Origin of the sequence: Arthrobacter sp. SDTb3-6 (assembly GCF_013376095.1) — a bacterium.
Lineage (GTDB): Bacteria > Actinomycetota > Actinomycetes > Actinomycetales > Micrococcaceae > Specibacter.
The window spans coordinates 44160-60518 of record NZ_JAAMFN010000008.1; the positions used below are offsets into that span (position 1 = coordinate 44160).

13 protein-coding genes and 1 pseudogene are annotated in these 16359 nt (G+C 61.7%); 7 read left to right on the top strand and 7 right to left on the bottom strand.

The window, feature by feature from the left end; genetic code table 11:
- Nucleotides 1-19: 19 nt before the first annotated feature.
- Together G6035_RS05970 and G6035_RS05975 are read right to left on the bottom strand one after the other, a co-directional pair.
- On the bottom strand, nt 20-817 hold the full coding sequence (locus tag G6035_RS05970) for a glycosidase (protein WP_371130876.1): 798 nt from the start codon (nt 815-817) through the stop codon (nt 20-22).
- 136 nt (nt 818-953) lie between these two features.
- Nucleotides 954-3992, bottom strand: coding sequence for a DUF3427 domain-containing protein (locus G6035_RS05975; protein WP_176616231.1), 3039 nt, complete (start codon nt 3990-3992; stop codon nt 954-956).
- Nucleotides 3993-4263: 271 nt separating this feature from the next.
- On the opposite strand from G6035_RS05975, the gene G6035_RS05980 reads away from it, so the two are divergent.
- On the top strand, nt 4264-5802 hold the full coding sequence (locus G6035_RS05980; RefSeq protein ID WP_176616167.1) for a PD-(D/E)XK nuclease family protein: 1539 nt from the start codon (nt 4264-4266) through the stop codon (nt 5800-5802).
- 75 nt (nt 5803-5877) lie between these two features.
- Complete coding sequence (locus G6035_RS05985) at nt 5878-7542, top strand: NERD domain-containing protein (RefSeq protein WP_176616168.1); 1665 nt, start codon at nt 5878-5880, stop codon at nt 7540-7542.
- On the opposite strand, the gene G6035_RS05990 is transcribed toward G6035_RS05985, so the two are convergent.
- Nucleotides 7539-8234 carry an NUDIX domain-containing protein gene (locus tag G6035_RS05990; RefSeq protein ID WP_176616169.1) on the bottom strand — a complete coding sequence of 232 codons (696 nt, stop codon included), beginning with the start codon at nt 8232-8234 and terminating at the stop codon, nt 7539-7541. The two genes, G6035_RS05985 and G6035_RS05990, sit on opposite strands and share 4 nt — an antisense overlap.
- Nucleotides 8235-8363: 129 nt before the next feature.
- Here G6035_RS05990 and G6035_RS05995 point away from each other — a divergent pair, with 129 nt between their 5' ends.
- The 3 genes and pseudogenes from G6035_RS05995 to G6035_RS20530 all read left to right on the top strand — a co-directional run bounded on the left by G6035_RS05995 (nt 8364) and on the right by G6035_RS20530 (nt 10396).
- Nucleotides 8364-9278: an ARPP-1 family domain-containing protein gene (locus tag G6035_RS05995; protein WP_176616170.1), complete on the top strand. Its 915-nt coding sequence runs from the start codon at nt 8364-8366 to the stop codon at nt 9276-9278.
- Between the two features lie 81 nt (nt 9279-9359).
- A pseudogene (locus G6035_RS19980) lies at nt 9360-10103 on the top strand (ADP-ribosylglycohydrolase family protein); the annotation flags it as partial.
- Nucleotides 10097-10396, top strand: coding sequence for an ADP-ribosylglycohydrolase family protein (locus G6035_RS20530; RefSeq protein ID WP_218062994.1), 300 nt, complete (start codon nt 10097-10099; stop codon nt 10394-10396). The pseudogene G6035_RS19980 and the gene G6035_RS20530, both read left to right, overlap by 7 nt.
- 25 nt (nt 10397-10421) lie before the next feature.
- On the opposite strand, the gene G6035_RS06005 is transcribed toward G6035_RS20530, so the two are convergent.
- The gene (locus G6035_RS06005; protein ID WP_371130877.1) at nt 10422-10928 is read right to left on the bottom strand and encodes a GntR family transcriptional regulator; all 507 of its coding nucleotides are present in this window, start codon (nt 10926-10928) and stop codon (nt 10422-10424) included.
- Between the two features lie 163 nt (nt 10929-11091).
- On the opposite strand from G6035_RS06005, the gene G6035_RS20535 reads away from it, so the two are divergent.
- Entirely contained in the window at nt 11092-11625 is a 534-nt protein-coding gene (locus tag G6035_RS20535; RefSeq protein WP_371130878.1) for an alpha/beta fold hydrolase, read from the top strand.
- A 214-nt stretch (nt 11626-11839) separates the two neighbouring features.
- Here G6035_RS20535 and tcuA read toward each other — a convergent pair whose 3' ends face one another.
- The 3 genes from tcuA to G6035_RS06025 form a co-directional block, all read right to left on the bottom strand.
- Nucleotides 11840-13306 carry an FAD-dependent tricarballylate dehydrogenase TcuA gene (gene tcuA, locus G6035_RS06015; RefSeq protein WP_176616174.1) on the bottom strand — a complete coding sequence of 489 codons (1467 nt, stop codon included), beginning with the start codon at nt 13304-13306 and terminating at the stop codon, nt 11840-11842.
- A 234-nt stretch (nt 13307-13540) separates the two neighbouring features.
- Complete coding sequence (locus tag G6035_RS06020) at nt 13541-13963, bottom strand: universal stress protein (protein WP_176616175.1); 423 nt, start codon at nt 13961-13963, stop codon at nt 13541-13543.
- Between the two features lie 253 nt (nt 13964-14216).
- Complete coding sequence (locus tag G6035_RS06025) at nt 14217-14876, bottom strand: GntR family transcriptional regulator (RefSeq protein ID WP_256883556.1); 660 nt, start codon at nt 14874-14876, stop codon at nt 14217-14219.
- Nucleotides 14877-15262: 386 nt separating this feature from the next.
- Between G6035_RS06025 and G6035_RS06030 the strand changes: the two genes are divergently transcribed.
- Nucleotides 15263-16336, top strand: a complete 1074-nt coding sequence (locus G6035_RS06030; RefSeq protein ID WP_176616233.1) for a PrpF domain-containing protein — start codon at nt 15263-15265, stop codon at nt 16334-16336.
- The last annotated feature ends 23 nt before the right edge of the window (nt 16337-16359 follow it).

Below are 16359 nucleotides of genomic sequence, written 5' to 3' on the forward strand. Positions count from 1 at the left end.
AGGGGCGCGCGGCCCGCCCCTATTCGCCCCGCAGCACGTCCTTGGTGGCGTGGTCGTAATGGAAGGTGACCGGCCCACCGGCATGTTCGAACTCGTGGTTGGCGCCGTCCCGCAGGCCGAATGCGCCGTAGTTCTCATCCCAGGAACCGTTCACCACGGCCTTGTAGCTGTATTTTCCTGCCGGCAGGTCAGCGGTCAGCTTCCAGGTGCCGCGCTTTGCATCCAGCTTCATCTGCACGCTGTCGTGTGCGGGGTCCCAGTTCACGAGGGCGCCCAGGATGGTGCCGAAGTCCCCGGCCAGGGCTACTGAGGCCGGCTGGTCCTTATGTTCGACGCCGGATGCCTTGGCAGGTGCCTTCGTGGCGGTCTTCTTGGGGGCCGCCTTGGCCGGCGCCTTCTTGGCGGTGGCTGCGGCTTTGGTCGCGGGCTTCCTGGCGGCAGCCTTTTTGGCCACAGGCTTGGCGGGGAGCGGCGTTTCGGCCGGGACCGGGGTTCCATCGGCGAGGGCTGCGGTCAGCGCATCAACGGTCTTGAACGCAACAGTGGCCTTCAGCCCGTCCTCGGTGATTTCCCAGCCGCTGCGGCCCTTGCTCATCCAACCGGCCTTCACCAGCTCCGCGGTGGCCTTGGTCAGGTTCTTGTGGCCACGCGGAATGCCTCCGCTGAGGAGCTCGGACTCTTCCTTGCTGAAAGGGATGCGGGCCACGGCCTCTGCCAAGACCTCTCCCCCGTTGGGCTTCTGGTCCTCCCACGACCCTGCGGCCATGATGTCCAGAACTTCCTTGAGCCGGCGGTTGGTGTTGTCTCGAACGGTCACAGCGGTCCTCCTGTAGCAGCGGGTACGCAATCACTGTGGCAGGGAAGAAAACTACTATCGAGTATGTGACATCGAATTGACGCGGCCCGCTTTTCGGACTGTCTCACGACAAGTCGGGACTCCGTGCCTGAACGTCTTATTGGGCGACGGCCGCCGCGTCGGCGAACACGTCCGCCGGCATCGGCCGGTGCAGCTTCCATGTAATGGCGATTGGCTTCTCCCCCTTGTGCTGGACATAGTCGACCTGGCCAAGACACGTGTAAGGCAAGGTCAACCCGGTTTCGTCCTCAGCGGTGTCGCGGGTGAACAGCAGGACGTTGGACCCCTGCGCCTTGTGGCCTAAGTAGCGCCGGCCAACAGTGCTTGTCGGCGAAGTGTTGTTCTGCGACTCCCAATGGAACAGCTGCGGACTGATTGCATAGTCCTTGTACATGGTGGTGGCAGAGTGTTTGGCCTGGTCTTTGCTTATCGTCACAAAGAATGCGTCCGTATTGGTGGACGGACACCAGGCAACGCCTTCGCGGTGTTTGACGTTCTTCCCGGTCTCCAAAGACCCATACTGCAGGGCGGCCAAGATTTCCTCGCGCCTGTACGTCGCATGCGAATATAGCGGAATTCCCGCATACTCCATGCCAAGGCTCCTGCCGGCCCGCTTGGACGCCGCGGCTCCCAGCGCCACGATCTGCTGAATCTCGCTGCAGACATGCGGATGGCGGCGCAGGTGATCGAAGCCTTCGTCGTAGGAGGTGAATCCGCCGGCGTCGTCCCACAGCGTGAAGAAGAGCATCCTGGCGAAGACCTGCTCCCGCGGGGCCAGGTCCGCGTAGGAAGGTGCGTTGGCAGAAACTAGCATGGAATAGGCATCCGCGCGTTCTTGGTCGTCAACATGAATCAGGGCCGCCATCCGGCCGAGAAGCTTCTTCTCCGCGGCCTGGTTCAACTCGTCGTACTTCCCGCCGGCCAGTGATTCCAAGGGGGAAAGCCCGTCGATGAGCCCCGCGAGGCGCAAATAGTCGGTCCAGGAGTTCCTGGTGCTCTTGTAGATGGTCTTGACGTCATTGCCTGACCTTTCCAGGTAATTCGCCAACAACAGCTCCGAATACGACTTGATGTCGGCCACCAGTTTCGGTTTATTTAAGTTCAGCTGAGCCTTCAAGTTCGTCAGCACCACGTCCTTCGCGACCCGGTCCAGGACAATTTGGGAGCCGGATGGCAGGAAGGGAAAGTCGTCTTCCACCGCCTTCTCAAGGCGTTTCCTGCCGTAGCCTGTCATGGCCCGGTACCGGTCATCAAAGCGGAACTCGCGGTGCTGCTGCCCGATGAAGTCCAACACCGTGAGCACGGCTTTGTCGCGGGCCCGCCGGAGCCCGCGGCCCAGCTGCTGGATGAAGATCGTGGCACTCTGCGTCGGGCGCAGGAGCAGGATCGTGTCCACCTCCGGCAGGTCGAGGCCCTCATTGAAAAGGTCAACGGCGAAAATGCAGTTGATCTCGCGGTCCCGCAGCCGTCGAAGCGCAAGGGCGCGTTCGCCGTCGTCCGTCTGGCCCGACACCGCAAGCGACGCGATTCCCGCCTGATTGAACACCTGCGCCATGTACCGGGCGTGCTGCACCGAGACGCAAAAGCCGATGGCGCGCATGTCCTGGGTGCTGGTGACCTTGTCCTGCAGTTCCCTGACCACCTTGGCCGCGCGCGCACTGTGGCCCGTGTAGAGCCCGCTGAGCTGTTGCAGGTCGTACGATCCGCGCTTCCAGTCCAAATGGCTCAGGTCGACGTCGTCGGACACCCCGAAGTAGTGGAACGGGACCAGGAGATCGGCGTCAAGGGCGTCCCAGAGGCGCAGTTCGCTCGCCGTCCGCCCATCGAAGTACAGGTCGGCGACGTGGATGCCGTCGCCCCGCTCGGGCGTGGCCGTCAGCCCGAGCAGTTCCAGCGGCTGAAGGTGTTCCATCAGCTTCCGGTACGTGGACGCGGCCGAGTGGTGGAACTCGTCAATGACGACGACGTCGAACCGGTCTGCGGGCAGCACGCCGATGCCCTTGGCGGAGAGCGATTGGACGCTGGCGAAAACGTGCTTCCACTGTTTGGGCTTGTCTGCTCCGACGAACAGTTCGCCGAAGGCTCCGTCCTGCATGACGTTGCGGTAGGTGGTCAGCGACTGTTGCAGGATTTCCTTGCGGTGGGCGACGAACAGCAGGCTCAGATCCCGACCGGCGGCTTCGCAGAGTTGCTTGTAGTCGACGGCTGCGATGACTGTCTTCCCAGTGCCCGTGGCCGCGACGATCAGGTTTCGGTGGAAACCCTTGGCTCGTTCGGCATCGAGGTCTTCAAGCATCTCGACCTGGTGCAGGAACGGTTCCACCTCAAGGCCCGTGTATCCCGTGGGGGCGGAGGTCAGCTTGCCGCCGTTGCGCTGCAAGGCTGCGTCAAGTTTGGCAGCATCCGTGGCGGGGTCATAGTCCTGGAACGCCCGCTGTTCCCAATAGCTGTCGAAGGTGATGGCAAACTTCTGCAGGAGTGCAGGTGTCCCGATGTTGGAGAGGCGTACGTTCCATTCGAGGCCGTCCAGCATGGCGGCCCGGCTCAGGTTCGAGCTTCCAACGTAGGCGGTGCTGAAACCGGTCTTCCGGTCGAAGAGCCAGGCCTTGGCATGCAGCCTGGTGGACTGTGTCTCATAGCTGATCTTGACCTCGGCGCCGTACTTGTTAGCGAGGTGGTCGATGGCGCGGCGTTCGGTGGCGCCCATGTAAGTGGTGGTGATGACCCGGAATTTCCCGCCGCGCTCCTTCAGCCCTTCGAGTGCCGGTTCCAGCAGGCGGATTCCCGTCCACCGGATGAAGGCGCAGAGCAGGTCCACTGCGTCGGCGGACTCGATCTCCGCCCGGATCTCGGCGGCAAGGTTTGGATCGTCCTTGCCGTTGGTGAGCAGCGCGCTGTCGCTGAGGTTTGTGGTGGGACGGCGGAGTTGCCGGCGCTTGAGTGCATCGGGTTTGTGAAGTGACATGAGCTGGGTGGGACCCGGGGTGACCTGATTACCCGGGTCGATGACGGCCAGGATCTGGTTCGCCTTCGCAACGCGGTCCTCTTCCCTGGTGTCCATGAGCAGTTGCTGGACGGCATTGCCGACGTATCGCGCCAGTGCTGCGGGTGAGTCATCCCGGCCCAGGTCGTCCATGCCGGCCTGAAGCTCCGGCACCGCGGCGAGACGCCGGCCCAGCTCCTTTGTGTGGAGCAACTCGTAGAGTCCCTCGCCTAGCAGCTCTGGTGATCCATCCCCATCAAATGTCTTCACCTGGCCAGGGTATGTGGTGTGTACGACAAAGACGAACAGGGGCCACTTCACTGGTAGCGGCTTGCCTTCCAATGTTGCCGCTCTCAAGTAAGGTCATGTCCAGGACTGATTACCGGTTGCCTGCTGGCGTAATAACACTTGGGGATGAATGCATATGGCTGTTACTTTCGGCGAAGTCGAGATCCTCAGTCAGGCCTTCCCGGGGACCGACATGCCAGTCGCCATGTTCGTCATTGGCAAGAGCTACGGCGCGACGGAATCCGAGAGCAGCCTCTACGACATGACCCGTGGCAATTGGCGCATCGGATCCGGCAGCAGGGACGCAGCAAAGATCGCCCTTGGAATCGCCGACGGCATCATCCGGACGGCGTTCATCATCGATTCTTGGGGGACAAGTGAACAGCGCTATGCCCCAGCCGTTGCCGAAAGCATGAAGAACCGCCACTATTTCACTGGACACCGATCCGCCGAAACGGACGCATGGATTGGGCAGTCGGTCCACCACCTTGCACCGCCCCATGGTGCGGCGAATCCGGTCCGGTTGTTTCTCCATGGCATCCCGGCCCCGGTTCAAACATCCCAGGTGAGTTTCGCGCAGGTACTTGCCACGGAACCGCTTGCCCAGATCATGTTTGGCAACAAGGAACTGTTCCACTCGAACATGTTGGCCTGGATATTCGAGGCTTTCCCGAAGAAAGCTGACGACGTTTTCGGTCAATTTGTTAATTCCGGGAGTGGCAGCGAAAGTCGTTGGGTCGACCGTGAAAAAGAGAACCTTGACATAGTTTTCCATTGGCCGGACAAGGCACCATTGGTCATCGAGAACAAGGTCTTCTCCACCCCCTCTCCTGACCAGCTGGACAAATATGCCGAAAAGGTCGCCAGGTGGCCCGTGGGCCCAGGCGCCATGCTGCTGCTGAGCCCAACCCGGTCCGGCTTTATCGAAGACGGATATCCGACTCGCTACACCACAACAGGCGGCCAACGGCTCGTGTGGAAGCACCTCAGCTTCGACCGATTGGCTGAACTGCTCGAGGTTGCCTTCGACAGGGAGGAACCAAGCTACGAGGTGGAAACTGTCAGACGTTACGCCAAGGTCCTGCTCTCATTGGGCGGGCTGGTGGACGCAACACGAATCAAGGACAGAGACGAACCGGTGTTTGATCCCGCTGGCGACGTTGACCAATACCTGACCAAACAGATGGTCTCGGGCCTGTCCAAGACTCGGGCGGAACGCGTAGCTGAGCGCCTGAACGCTATCCTGAAGCAGCAGGGCCTGCCGGCGGGCGCTGACAGTCACTTCAACAATTCACGCCCTGGCGTCAGCTGGTTCACCGCTATTCACGGGAAGGAGCGGGGGATCCTTGCCGGATGGCAATATCAGGGTGGGGCCTTCCGACTGGCAATGCGCCTCCCACACCTGTCCGGCCAGGGGCTTGTCAGCAAGAACGTCAGATCCGAATTCGCACGGAATCATCCGGAGTTCTACGCCTTCGACCATTTGGACCAGATCCTGGATTCCGCAGACGTCCCCCGTTCCAACAATGAGCAAGGGAAAGCCGAAGGCGAGTTCAACCATTTCGATCCCGATTTCATTTACCGCTATAAAAAACTACCCAAGCTGTCGGTGGACCAACTACAGCGCGCTGCCCTGGCCCACGCCGAATACCTCGCGAATTTGGCCGAGTCGTGACCATGACTTCGCGTCGATCCGGATCCTACAGGTTGAATATCTCGTTGGCACCGATTACCGGAAAGGAGTCCTCCCGTGCAGTGCATTCCGCCAGACCCTGACTTCGATGACGGCCAGCTGGCCGAGAAGTCAGTCTGGGACTCGTTGAAGGCTGATCTGCCCGAAGACGTCGTGCTGGCCCACTCTGTGCAGGTCCGACATGGCCGGGCTGAGCACGAGATCGACATTCTGGTGCTTTGGCCGGGTGTGGGCCTTGCCGCCATAGAAGTAAAAGGCGGACAAATTACCAATGATCACGGGCAGTGGTTTCAGTCTGGTGGCAAAGATGGAAAGCATAAACTCCGCGATCCTCTGGCCCAGTCGCAAAGCTCCGCTCATGCCTTCAAGAACTGGCTGGCCGACCAGATCGGCACCCCGCTGACAAGCCGTTTCATATACATGGCCGCCTTCCCATACTCGGTTATGTCGCCCGACTGGGTAAAGTCCGGGAGTCCCCGCGCGCTTTTTCTTGCTCAAGAAGACCTTGGAAATGCTGCCGAAAAAATTCGGCAGGCCATTGAAACCGAGGGCGGTGGAACTGTGCCCTTGGCGGCGTCCTTCTTGGAAAGAATTGTTCCAAGGCTGGAGGGCGGTCTCGACCAGGCGGAAACCAGTGCTACCGGATACGAGGAAGACGAAGACAAACAAGACCACCTGACCGAGCGCCAGTCGGTGCTACTCTCGGCCACCCGCTCCTTGAGGCGGATCAGGTTTACCGGCGGGGCAGGCAGCGGCAAGACGTGGCTCGCCGTGGAGAAGGCTCGCGAGCTCTGCCGGTCCGGCAAACGCGTCGGATTGTTCTGCTACAACAAGGGACTTGGCATGCACCTCATCAATCAGGTAGGGAGGTGGCGATCAGCCAAGCCCGCTTTCACCGGGGAGTTCCATGAATATGTTCAGTCGCTGGGAATCCCCAGTGGGGAAGGTCAGGACTATTTCGATGTTGAAATGCCCAGAATGTTGAAGGAACTGGCTTCAACACTGCGTCGCGAGGAAAAGTTTGACGCGGTCATCGTTGACGAGGCCCAGGACTTCGCGCCCGGCTGGTGGGACGCCCTGCGCTCCTGCCTGAAAGATCCTGATGCTTCAGAAATCTATGCGTTCATGGATGACCGCCAGGATGTGTACAAACGTTGGGATTCGGCCGCAGCGATCCCCGGCCTAATCCCCATCCACATCGATGACAACCTGCGGAACACCAAGAAGATCGCCGAGACGTTCAAGAGTTTTGCCGGGGAAAGGTTCACCCCGCGCGGAAGCACCGGGCTTGCCGTGCGACGAGTGGAATGTTCGGAAGGGGAAGCCCTGGACGTAGCCAGTGACTGCATCGACGCCCTCATCGATGACGGCTGGGCGAACAACCAAATCGCATTGCTGACCACCAACTCGCGCCATCCTATTCATCGTGACTTCTTCGAGTCCGGAAAGATTGACGAGTACTGGCGCGAATTTCATGCCAACGAACGAGAGTTTTACGGCCACGTGCTGGGCTTCAAGGGGCTGGAACGGTCCGTCGTCATCCTGTGTGTCAACGGGTTCCGGGATATGGAAAGGGCAGCCGAACGCCTCTACGTTGGATTGTCCCGTGCCCGGACCCTGCTGGTGGTTGTCGGCGATTCCGGGCAGTTGCGTGAAGCTGGCGGCAACGAGCTGGACTTGGCCTTGTCCCGCTCCTTGAAGTGGAGCCCCTACAAGGATTAAGTTGCCCCGCGGGAAACGAACAAGGCCGCTGGCCGCCCTTTGGTTCCGTCCGACATGGCGCCGGTGGCACTCAGTTGGCGTTCCATGGTGCGGCGGAACGTGTCGCGCTGTAGCGGCTCGCCGAGAACTGATTCATGGACTTCCCGCAGTTCCTTGAGGGTGAACGGCCCAGTAAGAAGCCCGCCCGGGTCCGGTGATGTTTTGTAATTTCCGCGGATATGGGTCACGGCGTGGCCAATGATTTGGCCGTGGTCGTAGGGCAGGTCCATGGAATCGATCGCGTCGATTTCGACCAGCTCGATCACCGGCTGTGGCTTGGCCCGTGGCGCGGTCACGGCGGACCCGATCAGCGCAGCCTCCGGGACTACATCAACGTGGGCCACCGACAAGACCCAGCCGCGGTTGTCCCGATCCGGCTCGTCAAACACGTGAAGCTGATGGGGCGAGCGCCCCGTCACTCCGGCCTTCTCCCGCAAGGACCGCAGCACCGCATCAGCCAGCCTCTCCCCCGGATGAACAAAGGTCCCGGGCAGCGCCCACCCTTCCCCCGGCCCAGGGCGACGGACCAGCAGGACTTTCAGTGCGCCGTCGTGCACGGTCAACAGCGCCGTATCCACGGCGACCGACGGGCGGGGGTAATCCAGAAGCGTCTTCCCGGACCCGTCTAAGGGCCGGTCGGGTGAAGAAGTCATGACTCTATTTTGCGCAGACTTGCGCTAAATACACAACTTGCCTTATCGTTGTTTTAGCGCATAAATGCGCAAATTTGTATCAGGTTGAACGTGCCTCGAAAGGCTCGACCAATGATCAGGAGAACCGCCATGAAACTGCCCCAACTACACGTAGGCGTCGGCATGCAGTGCGGAGCGGCCACGTTCTTCCCGGTCTGGGTGGACGCCCGGGCAACCAAGGGCCTGGTCACAGGCACCGAAGCGAAGCTGGGCGTCAACGAGCTGTCGACTCCGGAAGTCAGCCGGCTCACGGTCACCAACCAGGGAACCAAAGCGGCGCTGCTCACTGAGGGACAGCTCCTGGAGGGCGGACAACAGCACCGAATGGCAGCCCGGACAACGTTGATCGGCGCGGGCGAAACGGCGAACATCAAGGTTGTGTGCGTTGAACAAGGGCGCTGGAACGGCAGCCCCGCCCACCTCAACACCGGCCGGCGCGCCCCGTTCCATGTCCAGGCCGGCCTGCATATGAACGGCTCGGACCACCAGGACGCTGTCTGGCAGCGGGTCCAGCGCTACGAGGGCATCCGCACCAACAGTGCGACGGGCTCCCTGGTTAAGCACCTCGACTTGCCGCGGCCCCAGGGATTCCTCCTGCCGAACCTGCTGGACGGCCAGCGTGGATTGATCATTGGAATTGAAGGCCAGGTCCTGTCCTTGGAACTGTTCGGTTCCCGGAAATTGTTCCGCCGGCACTTCGCCGCCGTGATGGATGCCTTGGTGCTGGACCTGCTGCTGTTCAGGAACCCCGCCGGCCGGGGCGCCACACGCCCGGTCCGGGCCCAGGCCGCCCGCGACTTCGTTGGGGCCATTGCGTCCAATGGCCTTGGACTCCGAAACCAGTCAGGACACCGCGGCAACGCCGGCTCCATTTCGGTACGTCGGATTGAAAACGGCCATTCCAGCCTGCCCGTCAGCGGTCTGAGTATTTGGGGCACGGAGGGAACTCAACCGCAGATCGCCCACCTCTCCGCCTGGAATGCCAAGCACGCCGTGTTCACGTAACTCAACTTCAGGCACAGCAGACAGCCCGGTCACGACCGGCTCTACCACCGTCGACTGGCTCAACCACCGAAAGGCACCACCTTGAAGCTCTCCCCCGCACAACTTGACCGCGCCGCCGGCACCCTGGTCGCCACTGCCGCCGGCGATGCGCTCGGAGCCGGCTACGAATTCGGCCCCGCACTCCCGGCCTCGGCATCCGTGACCATGAAGGGCGGCGGCCCGTTCGGTTTCGATCCCGCCGAATGGACTGATGACACATCCATGGCCGTCACCATCGCAACGTCGATCCTCGATGCGCTCGACGCCGGACAGTCCGCCGCGGGGGAACGCTCGCTTTCAGGCATGGTCACCGGCTGGCAGGCATGGGCCGCGGAGTCCAAGGACGTCGGGGCGCAAACCGGTTCAGTGCTGCGACGTGCGGCGCACCTGATGGCCGCAGGCAAGGCCGCGGACCAGGCGGCTTTCGCGGCTGCCCGGGGCCACCATGAGAGTGCAGGGCGATCCGCCGGCAATGGCTCCCTGATGCGCACGGCGCCCGTCGCACTGGCGTTCCTTTCTTCCGCGGCTGGCCTGTGGGAAGCCGCCGGACGGATCAGCGCATTGACCCACTATGAGGCAGACTCCACCGAGGCCTGTCAGCTATGGACGGCAGCCATCCGCCATGCCGTGCTGGAAGGCGAGCTGGATGTGCGGGTTGGGCTGCCGCTGCTGGACGACGGCCGGGCCGAGGTATGGCGTTCACGGATCGACGTCGCCGAGGCTTCGCATCCATGCGACTTCAAAAACAACGGCTGGGTGGTTGAGGCATTTCAGGGCGCGTGGTCCGCCATTTTCCGCGCCCTTGCGTCAGCGGGTGCGGTGGGGCCGGAAGCGCTCCGGCTGTCGCTGGAAATGCCGTCCGCGGAGGAAATGACACGGACACTGTTGCCGCGATTGCCGGAGGTTTGATTGGAGCTGCCGCCGGGTACCCAACCATTCCCGCGGATTGGCTGGGGAGGCTGCACGGTTGGGGTGCCACAGGTGAACGTGCTTTGGTGAAGCTCTCCCTGGACCTGGTGGCCGGCAGGCGGCGGCCGGACCACGGGCCGCGCGTTCCGGCCACGGACTACAACTACTGAGATGGAACTGGCACGGCTGTCCTACTTAGAGGACCCCGGGATTGCTGGCGTACATTTGAAGCCGGATGTTGAGCGATTCGGACATGTGTGCGGCGGCAATGGCTCCGGCTGTTGTGGTGTCTTCCGATTCGATGGCCTGGATCAGTGCCTCATAGTGCGTCAGCACGGTCTCCCACCGGCCTGGATACGTCAATGTCGTCAGAGGGTATCGGCGTACTTGTTGATCCAATCCCTCGGGTAGACCGACCAGCGAGGAGCTGGGAGTGGTCCGCTTGCGCGCCGCTTTTGCCGCTGCAGCCTGCTCAAGAATGATCCGCGATTCATACATGTCCACGATTTCCTCAGCCGTATGGGATCGGACGGTGAGGACCTTGCCCCGCCGCTCGACCAGGCCATCCTGCTCGAGGCGCTGGAGCGCTTCACGGACAGGGGTTCGGGACGCAGCGTACCGCTGTGTGAGTGCCATTTCCGTGAGACTCTCGTCGGGGGGGGTCGTCCGGGTCAGGATGTCTTCGCGCAAACGGCTGTACACGGATTACTTCAACACGGCTGTGAACCACCACCGGCCATGCGGGTATCGACAGACCTGGATAGTCTAAACATGACGATCTCTCCGACTTTTTGTTGAGGGACGCATTGCACCCGTATGTGCGTTGTGCCGAACCAACGATCCAACAGCGAATACCTGTATACAGGTGTATTTTATCTTGTGTGCACACTTTTGGCCGCCCGGTGAACTGACACAGGTAGGGGCAGAGTGCCGGTCCTTCGATCTTCCGGGGCACGGTGCTGACGCGACCCCGCGCGGAACGGTCACCGCGGCCACCTACATACGCGCCGTCGTCGAACAGCTTGAGCGGCTCCGTTCACCGGTGGTCCTGGTAGGCCACAGCATGGCGGGATATCCGATATCAATGGCCGCGCAGCAGCGCCCGGAGCAGGTCCGGCATCTGGTCTACTTCAGCGCCCAGGCCCGTCCCGCGGGACAGACCTGGGCGCAAACGTTGGACCCGGAGACCCGCTCGACTTATGAAGCCCTCGCCGCCGCCAGCGGCGACGGCAGCTACACAGTGCCAGAGGGGATAGTGAACTCCCGATGGCTGTCATCCCTGCATCCGGAAAGCAGGCTGGCACAATCGATTCGCTCCCGGCTGACGCCCCAGCCCCTCGCTCCCCTCTTTGAGCCGGCTGCGCCTTACGGAGACCTCTCGCATATCCCCACCACTTAAGTGTGGCCCACCGGGGACAGACAAAACACGGAACTGCGTATGCGCTCGTCATTGTCCAACCTGCCCCAGGGAACAAGGCTGGTGAAGATCAGCGGAGACCATTGCGCCATGCTCACAAATCCGAAAGAGTCCGCGCTGGCTCTTCAGGAAATCATGGACCAATGACGGCCCCTGCCAGACCATTGTCAGCAGGACTTCCATTCGGGGGCGTGCCTCAGGCGATGGCTCCGGCCCTTCTGCCGAAGACAGCACCCGCCGCCAGTCCGCTTCCCCCGGGGTAATTGCCGCTGAACAGGCCGCCGAGGGCCTCGCCGCAGGCAAAAAGCCCAGGCAACGGGGCCCCGTCTTCACCAAGGACACGGCCATGGGTATCGGTCTTCAATCCGCCGAACGTAAAGGTCACGCCACAGGTGACGGGGAACGCGTAATACGGTCCCGACTCGATGGCGAGGGCCCAGTTGCTCTTCGGCGGAGTGACATCCGAAAGCCGCTGGTCCTTAATGTTCGGGTCAAAAACCTTCGATTCATCGATTGCCGCATTGAATTCCTTGACGGTTTTCTCCAACGCCTCCGGCTCAATTCCGGTCTGGATGGCCAGCTCGGAAATGGTGTCCGCGGACACCACCGAAACGCCCGGCATGTCGTATTCCTCGCTCCGCAGCATGGGACGGGTTGAGGAGTCAAAGATCTGGAACGCCACGGATCCCGGCTGTTGCAGGATGTCCCGGCCGTACCGCGCATAGGTGTAGTTACGGAAGTCGGCACCCTCATCGACGAAGCGCTCGCCCAACCGGTTGACGACGATTCCCAACGGATAGCCGCCACGGGTCAGCTGATTCGTCAGCTCAAAGTTGCTTTCATTTTCCGGATGGCCGGCGTCCCAGGCAACGCTGTGGCATGTCGCCCAGTCTCCACCCTTGGTTGCACCGGCTTCCAGCGCGGACACGATCATTTCTCCTGTATTGCCCTGGGTTCCCCGCACCTTCGCGTTCTGCCACCCTTCCCCGAGATGCCGACGGCGCATCTCGGCGTTGGCTTCAAAGCCTCCCGAGGCGATAATGACCGATTCGGCGCGCATGGTTCCAGATTGGCCGTCGGCGGTCTCGAAGCTTACGCCCTCGATGCGGTCATCGTTGGTCACAAGGCCTGTTACCGCATGGCCATACAGTACCGTCACGCCGGCCCGTTCGGCTGCCGCCCGATGGTCGGCCATCAGTCCCTTGCCGCCTCCAACGTTTCCGACATGCAGCCCGCCCCAGAAGAGGTAGGAACCGTCAGGCTGGGTGTACGCCTGGCGTTCATACATGAGCCGGTACTTCAGGCCATGCCCGTGAAGCCAACGCAGCGCAGCCTGGCTCTCTTCCACCAGGACCTGTGACAGTTCAGCGTCGTTTCGGCCTTCTGAGACCTTTTCCAGGTCTGAGAGGTAATCGCCGGGCGCGTACGGAGGAACGACGGTGACCGCGTGCCGCTCATCGGGTTCGATAACATCCAGGAGGTCATCCAGGCCATCGTGGGGAATCCGGGTGGCCCCCGCAGTGTAATAGCTGTTGCCCCCCGAAAGGTCTTCCTCGGCCTTCTCCAGCAGCACCACCGACCTGCCCCGCTCCGCGGCGGCCAGGGCGGCCGCGAAACCGGCATTCCCTCCTCCAACAACAACAACTTGCGCAACGTCCTGCATTTTTGGCTCCATTCGTCATGGCGGATTCTGCTATATACAACTGTATACAATGGTCGACAGACTTGTCCATAGTGCTGCGACGGGTTTCACTCGCGCCGGGCCGGCGCCCCATTCAGGGACCGCCGGCCGTAACCGCCCTTCCCAGGCCAGCGCGGTCGGATGCCGGGAGCTCCTGTTGGAGGCTCCGGCCTTTACGGCCCGGGAACCCGGCAAATCCGGCGCGGCAGCGGAAGGCTAATCGGTCTTGACGATGTAGACATCGCAGGGAGAGTTGTGCGCAACGTTGTTGGCAACGCTACCCAGGACGCGGGCCAGCCCCTGCATCCGACGGTTGCCGACCACAATCATGGCCGCGCCGAGGCGTTCAGCTTCGTTGAGCAGGACCTCGTGCGGCTTACCCAGTGCAGCCGTGTATGTGGCCCGCACCCCCTTGGCACTTAACTGCCCGGCCACCCGCTGCGCCACTTTCTTCGCTTCGGCAGCATTGGAGATGGTCCATTCCTCCCCGGCAATTTCAACGATCTCGCTTTTGTCGTTCCCGTAGGCTGTCACAACGTTCAGCGTTGCCCCTGTACCCGCGGCCAAGTCCGCGGCAGTGCGCGCGGCCTTTAACGCCGTCTCACTTCCGTCCACTCCGACGATGATAATCCCGGACATGTGCACTCTCCTTTTGGTGTTTGATCCTGCAATGGTGCCCTGGCTGCTGCCGGCAGCCCCATGCCACGGCATGGTGGCTCTACGGCATTGTCTTCAGGGATGGTTGGCTGGCTGCAGCCCAGCCAGCGGGGCGGTCACGTGGCGTAGTCGGTGGTCCCAGTGACCACCATTCAAACCGCCCCGCCGCTGGCGTCGTTCACACCCCTGCCGTCGGCAGGGGTGTGAAATGCTCTTCGCGCGTCTTGGCGAAGCCTTAGGACGGAGCTATCTCCTGGGCATCGATGTACATCTCGATGCGAATGTTTTTCGCCTCTTCCATGTGGACACTGGCGATCTTTCCTGCACTCTCTGCGTCGCGGTCCCGGATCGCGGAAACAAGTTCCTCATGTTCCTTCAGGACCTGGCTCCACCGCTCCGGCGTCGAGAGGGTGGTTCCCGGGTAGCGGATGAAGTGCACCAGAATCCGGTCCAGGAGGTCCACAAGTGCCGCACTGTGGCTGGCGGCCCATACCCGCTCATGGAATGTCCGGTTGGCGGCGGCCATCTGCGCCGCACTCGCTTCCTCAAACTTGATATCCAGCATGCTCTGGTGGGCACGTTCAATAAGCATCAGATCCATGTCGGTATGGCGCAATGCCGCCGTTTTCGCAGCCGCCTCCTCCAGGAAGGATCGCACTTCATACAGATCCAACATTTCTTCGGGCCTGTACTCGCGAACCTGCATACGGGAACCGTAGCGTTCCACCAGCCCCTCCGTCTCCAGTCGGCGCAGGGCCTCCCGGATCGGGGTGCGGGACACATTGTATTTTTTAGCCAAGGCATTCTCCACCAGCTGCGCGCGGGGCGGAAACTCCTGGGCAATGATCGCATTACGGATCATCAGATACGGGCTCATCAACGCCGGTGACGACACGGAGTCCTCCAAATAAGGGTCTACGACAGGCAGCGGACAACGATGGCGGCGACAGCCGCCGCCATACCTTCTGCCTACATTCTACCACCTGTATACATTTTGGGGTTACTGTCTGCAATCGGCAATCCGGCCGGAACAGCGCGGGAGGAACCGTCCCGTCCGATGTCCGGCTCCCCCAAATCCGCCACTTTGGATAGTGATTGTTGTCACGGCGGTGATTTCGGTATACATTTTATCCAGATCACATACAACAACTCCCAGTCTGCACTTCTTTGAGGTACTTGATCGACTAGAAAGACTGGGCGGTACGCCAACCGATTGAATGGCATATAGGAGAATCAACGGTGCTTCACGCAGGACTCGACCCCGACCCGGATGTCTATCAGATGCCGCACTCCATATCGGCTGTCCCGGCCACGCTGGTCCGCGGAGGTACCAGCAAGTGCTGGATCTTCCGTGAAAGCGACCTCCCCCAGGACACCGGGGAAGTGGAACGGCTGCTCATCCGCATGTTCGGTTCGCCGGATGTCAGGCAGATTGACGGCGTGGGAGGTGCATCGTCCACCACGAGCAAGGCGATCGTAGTCGACGACCGTGGCATGAACGTCGGGGCGGTTAAATACCGGTTCGCCCAAGTTGCCATTGACCGGCCGGCGGTCGAATGGGACAGCAACTGCGGGAACTGCGCCACGGGGTTGGGCCTGTACGCCTTGCACGCCGGACTTGTTGAGCCCGGCGAAGGCACAACACGGATTCCCATTACGAACACCATTACCGGGCTCAACCTCACGTGTGAGGTTCCTACGCCTGGTGGGCTCGTGCCCGCCTATGGTGACCGCCGGCTGGACGGCCAATATTATCCCGGCGTCCCGGTGGACATCATTTTCGAACAGGGCAGCTGGTCGACCTTCGGTGTTGAATTCCCGACCGGGAACCCGGTTGATGAGATCACCGTGGGCGGCGCCACCTACCGCGTGACGCTGATAGATGCGGGGGCCCCCGCCGCACTTTTCGATGCCGCTGACTTCGGTGTTTCCGGACAGGAAGGCGCCGGCCAGCTACAGGGCCTGGTTGAACTCGCGCCTGAGCTTCGAGCGGCGGCGGCGAAACTGATGAGTATCCCCAATGACCTCACCTCGATCCCCAAGGTCGGTATCGTCGGCTCACCGCCACCTGGTGAAGAAGGCGTGTCGGCCAGGATGATCTCCATGGGCGCCTTGCACCCGGCCATCGGCCTGACCAGTGCCGTGGCAGTGGCCGTGGCCGCCGGCAGGGAAGGCACTGTCGTCAACCGTTACACCGTAAAATCTGCGGAGACGGCGGCCGGAACGCCAATGACGATCCATATGCTTAAGGGCGCCACCGGATTCTCGCTCGACGCCTCCATGCCGACGCAGATCACTTTTCAAAGGTCAGCCCGTGTTATCAGCGAAGGGACCGTCCTTGTCCCGGGGGACTGAATGGACCGGTCGTCTCAATCCTA

Coding starts and splice junctions, on each gene's coding strand:
- G6035_RS05980 (WP_176616167.1), top strand. CDS start 4,264: ATGGCTGTTACTTTCGGCGAAGTCGAGATCCTCAGTCAGGCCTTCCCG.
- G6035_RS06030 (WP_176616233.1), top strand. CDS start 15,263: ATGCCGCACTCCATATCGGCTGTCCCGGCCACGCTGGTCCGCGGAGGT.
- G6035_RS05990 (WP_176616169.1), bottom strand. CDS start 8,234: ATGACTTCTTCACCCGACCGGCCCTTAGACGGGTCCGGGAAGACGCTT.
- G6035_RS05975 (WP_176616231.1), bottom strand. CDS start 3,992: ATGGACGACCTGGGCCGGGATGACTCACCCGCAGCACTGGCGCGATAC.
- G6035_RS06020 (WP_176616175.1), bottom strand. CDS start 13,963: ATGTCCGGGATTATCATCGTCGGAGTGGACGGAAGTGAGACGGCGTTA.
- G6035_RS05995 (WP_176616170.1), top strand. CDS start 8,364: ATGAAACTGCCCCAACTACACGTAGGCGTCGGCATGCAGTGCGGAGCG.
- tcuA (WP_176616174.1), bottom strand. CDS start 13,306: ATGCAGGACGTTGCGCAAGTTGTTGTTGTTGGAGGAGGGAATGCCGGT.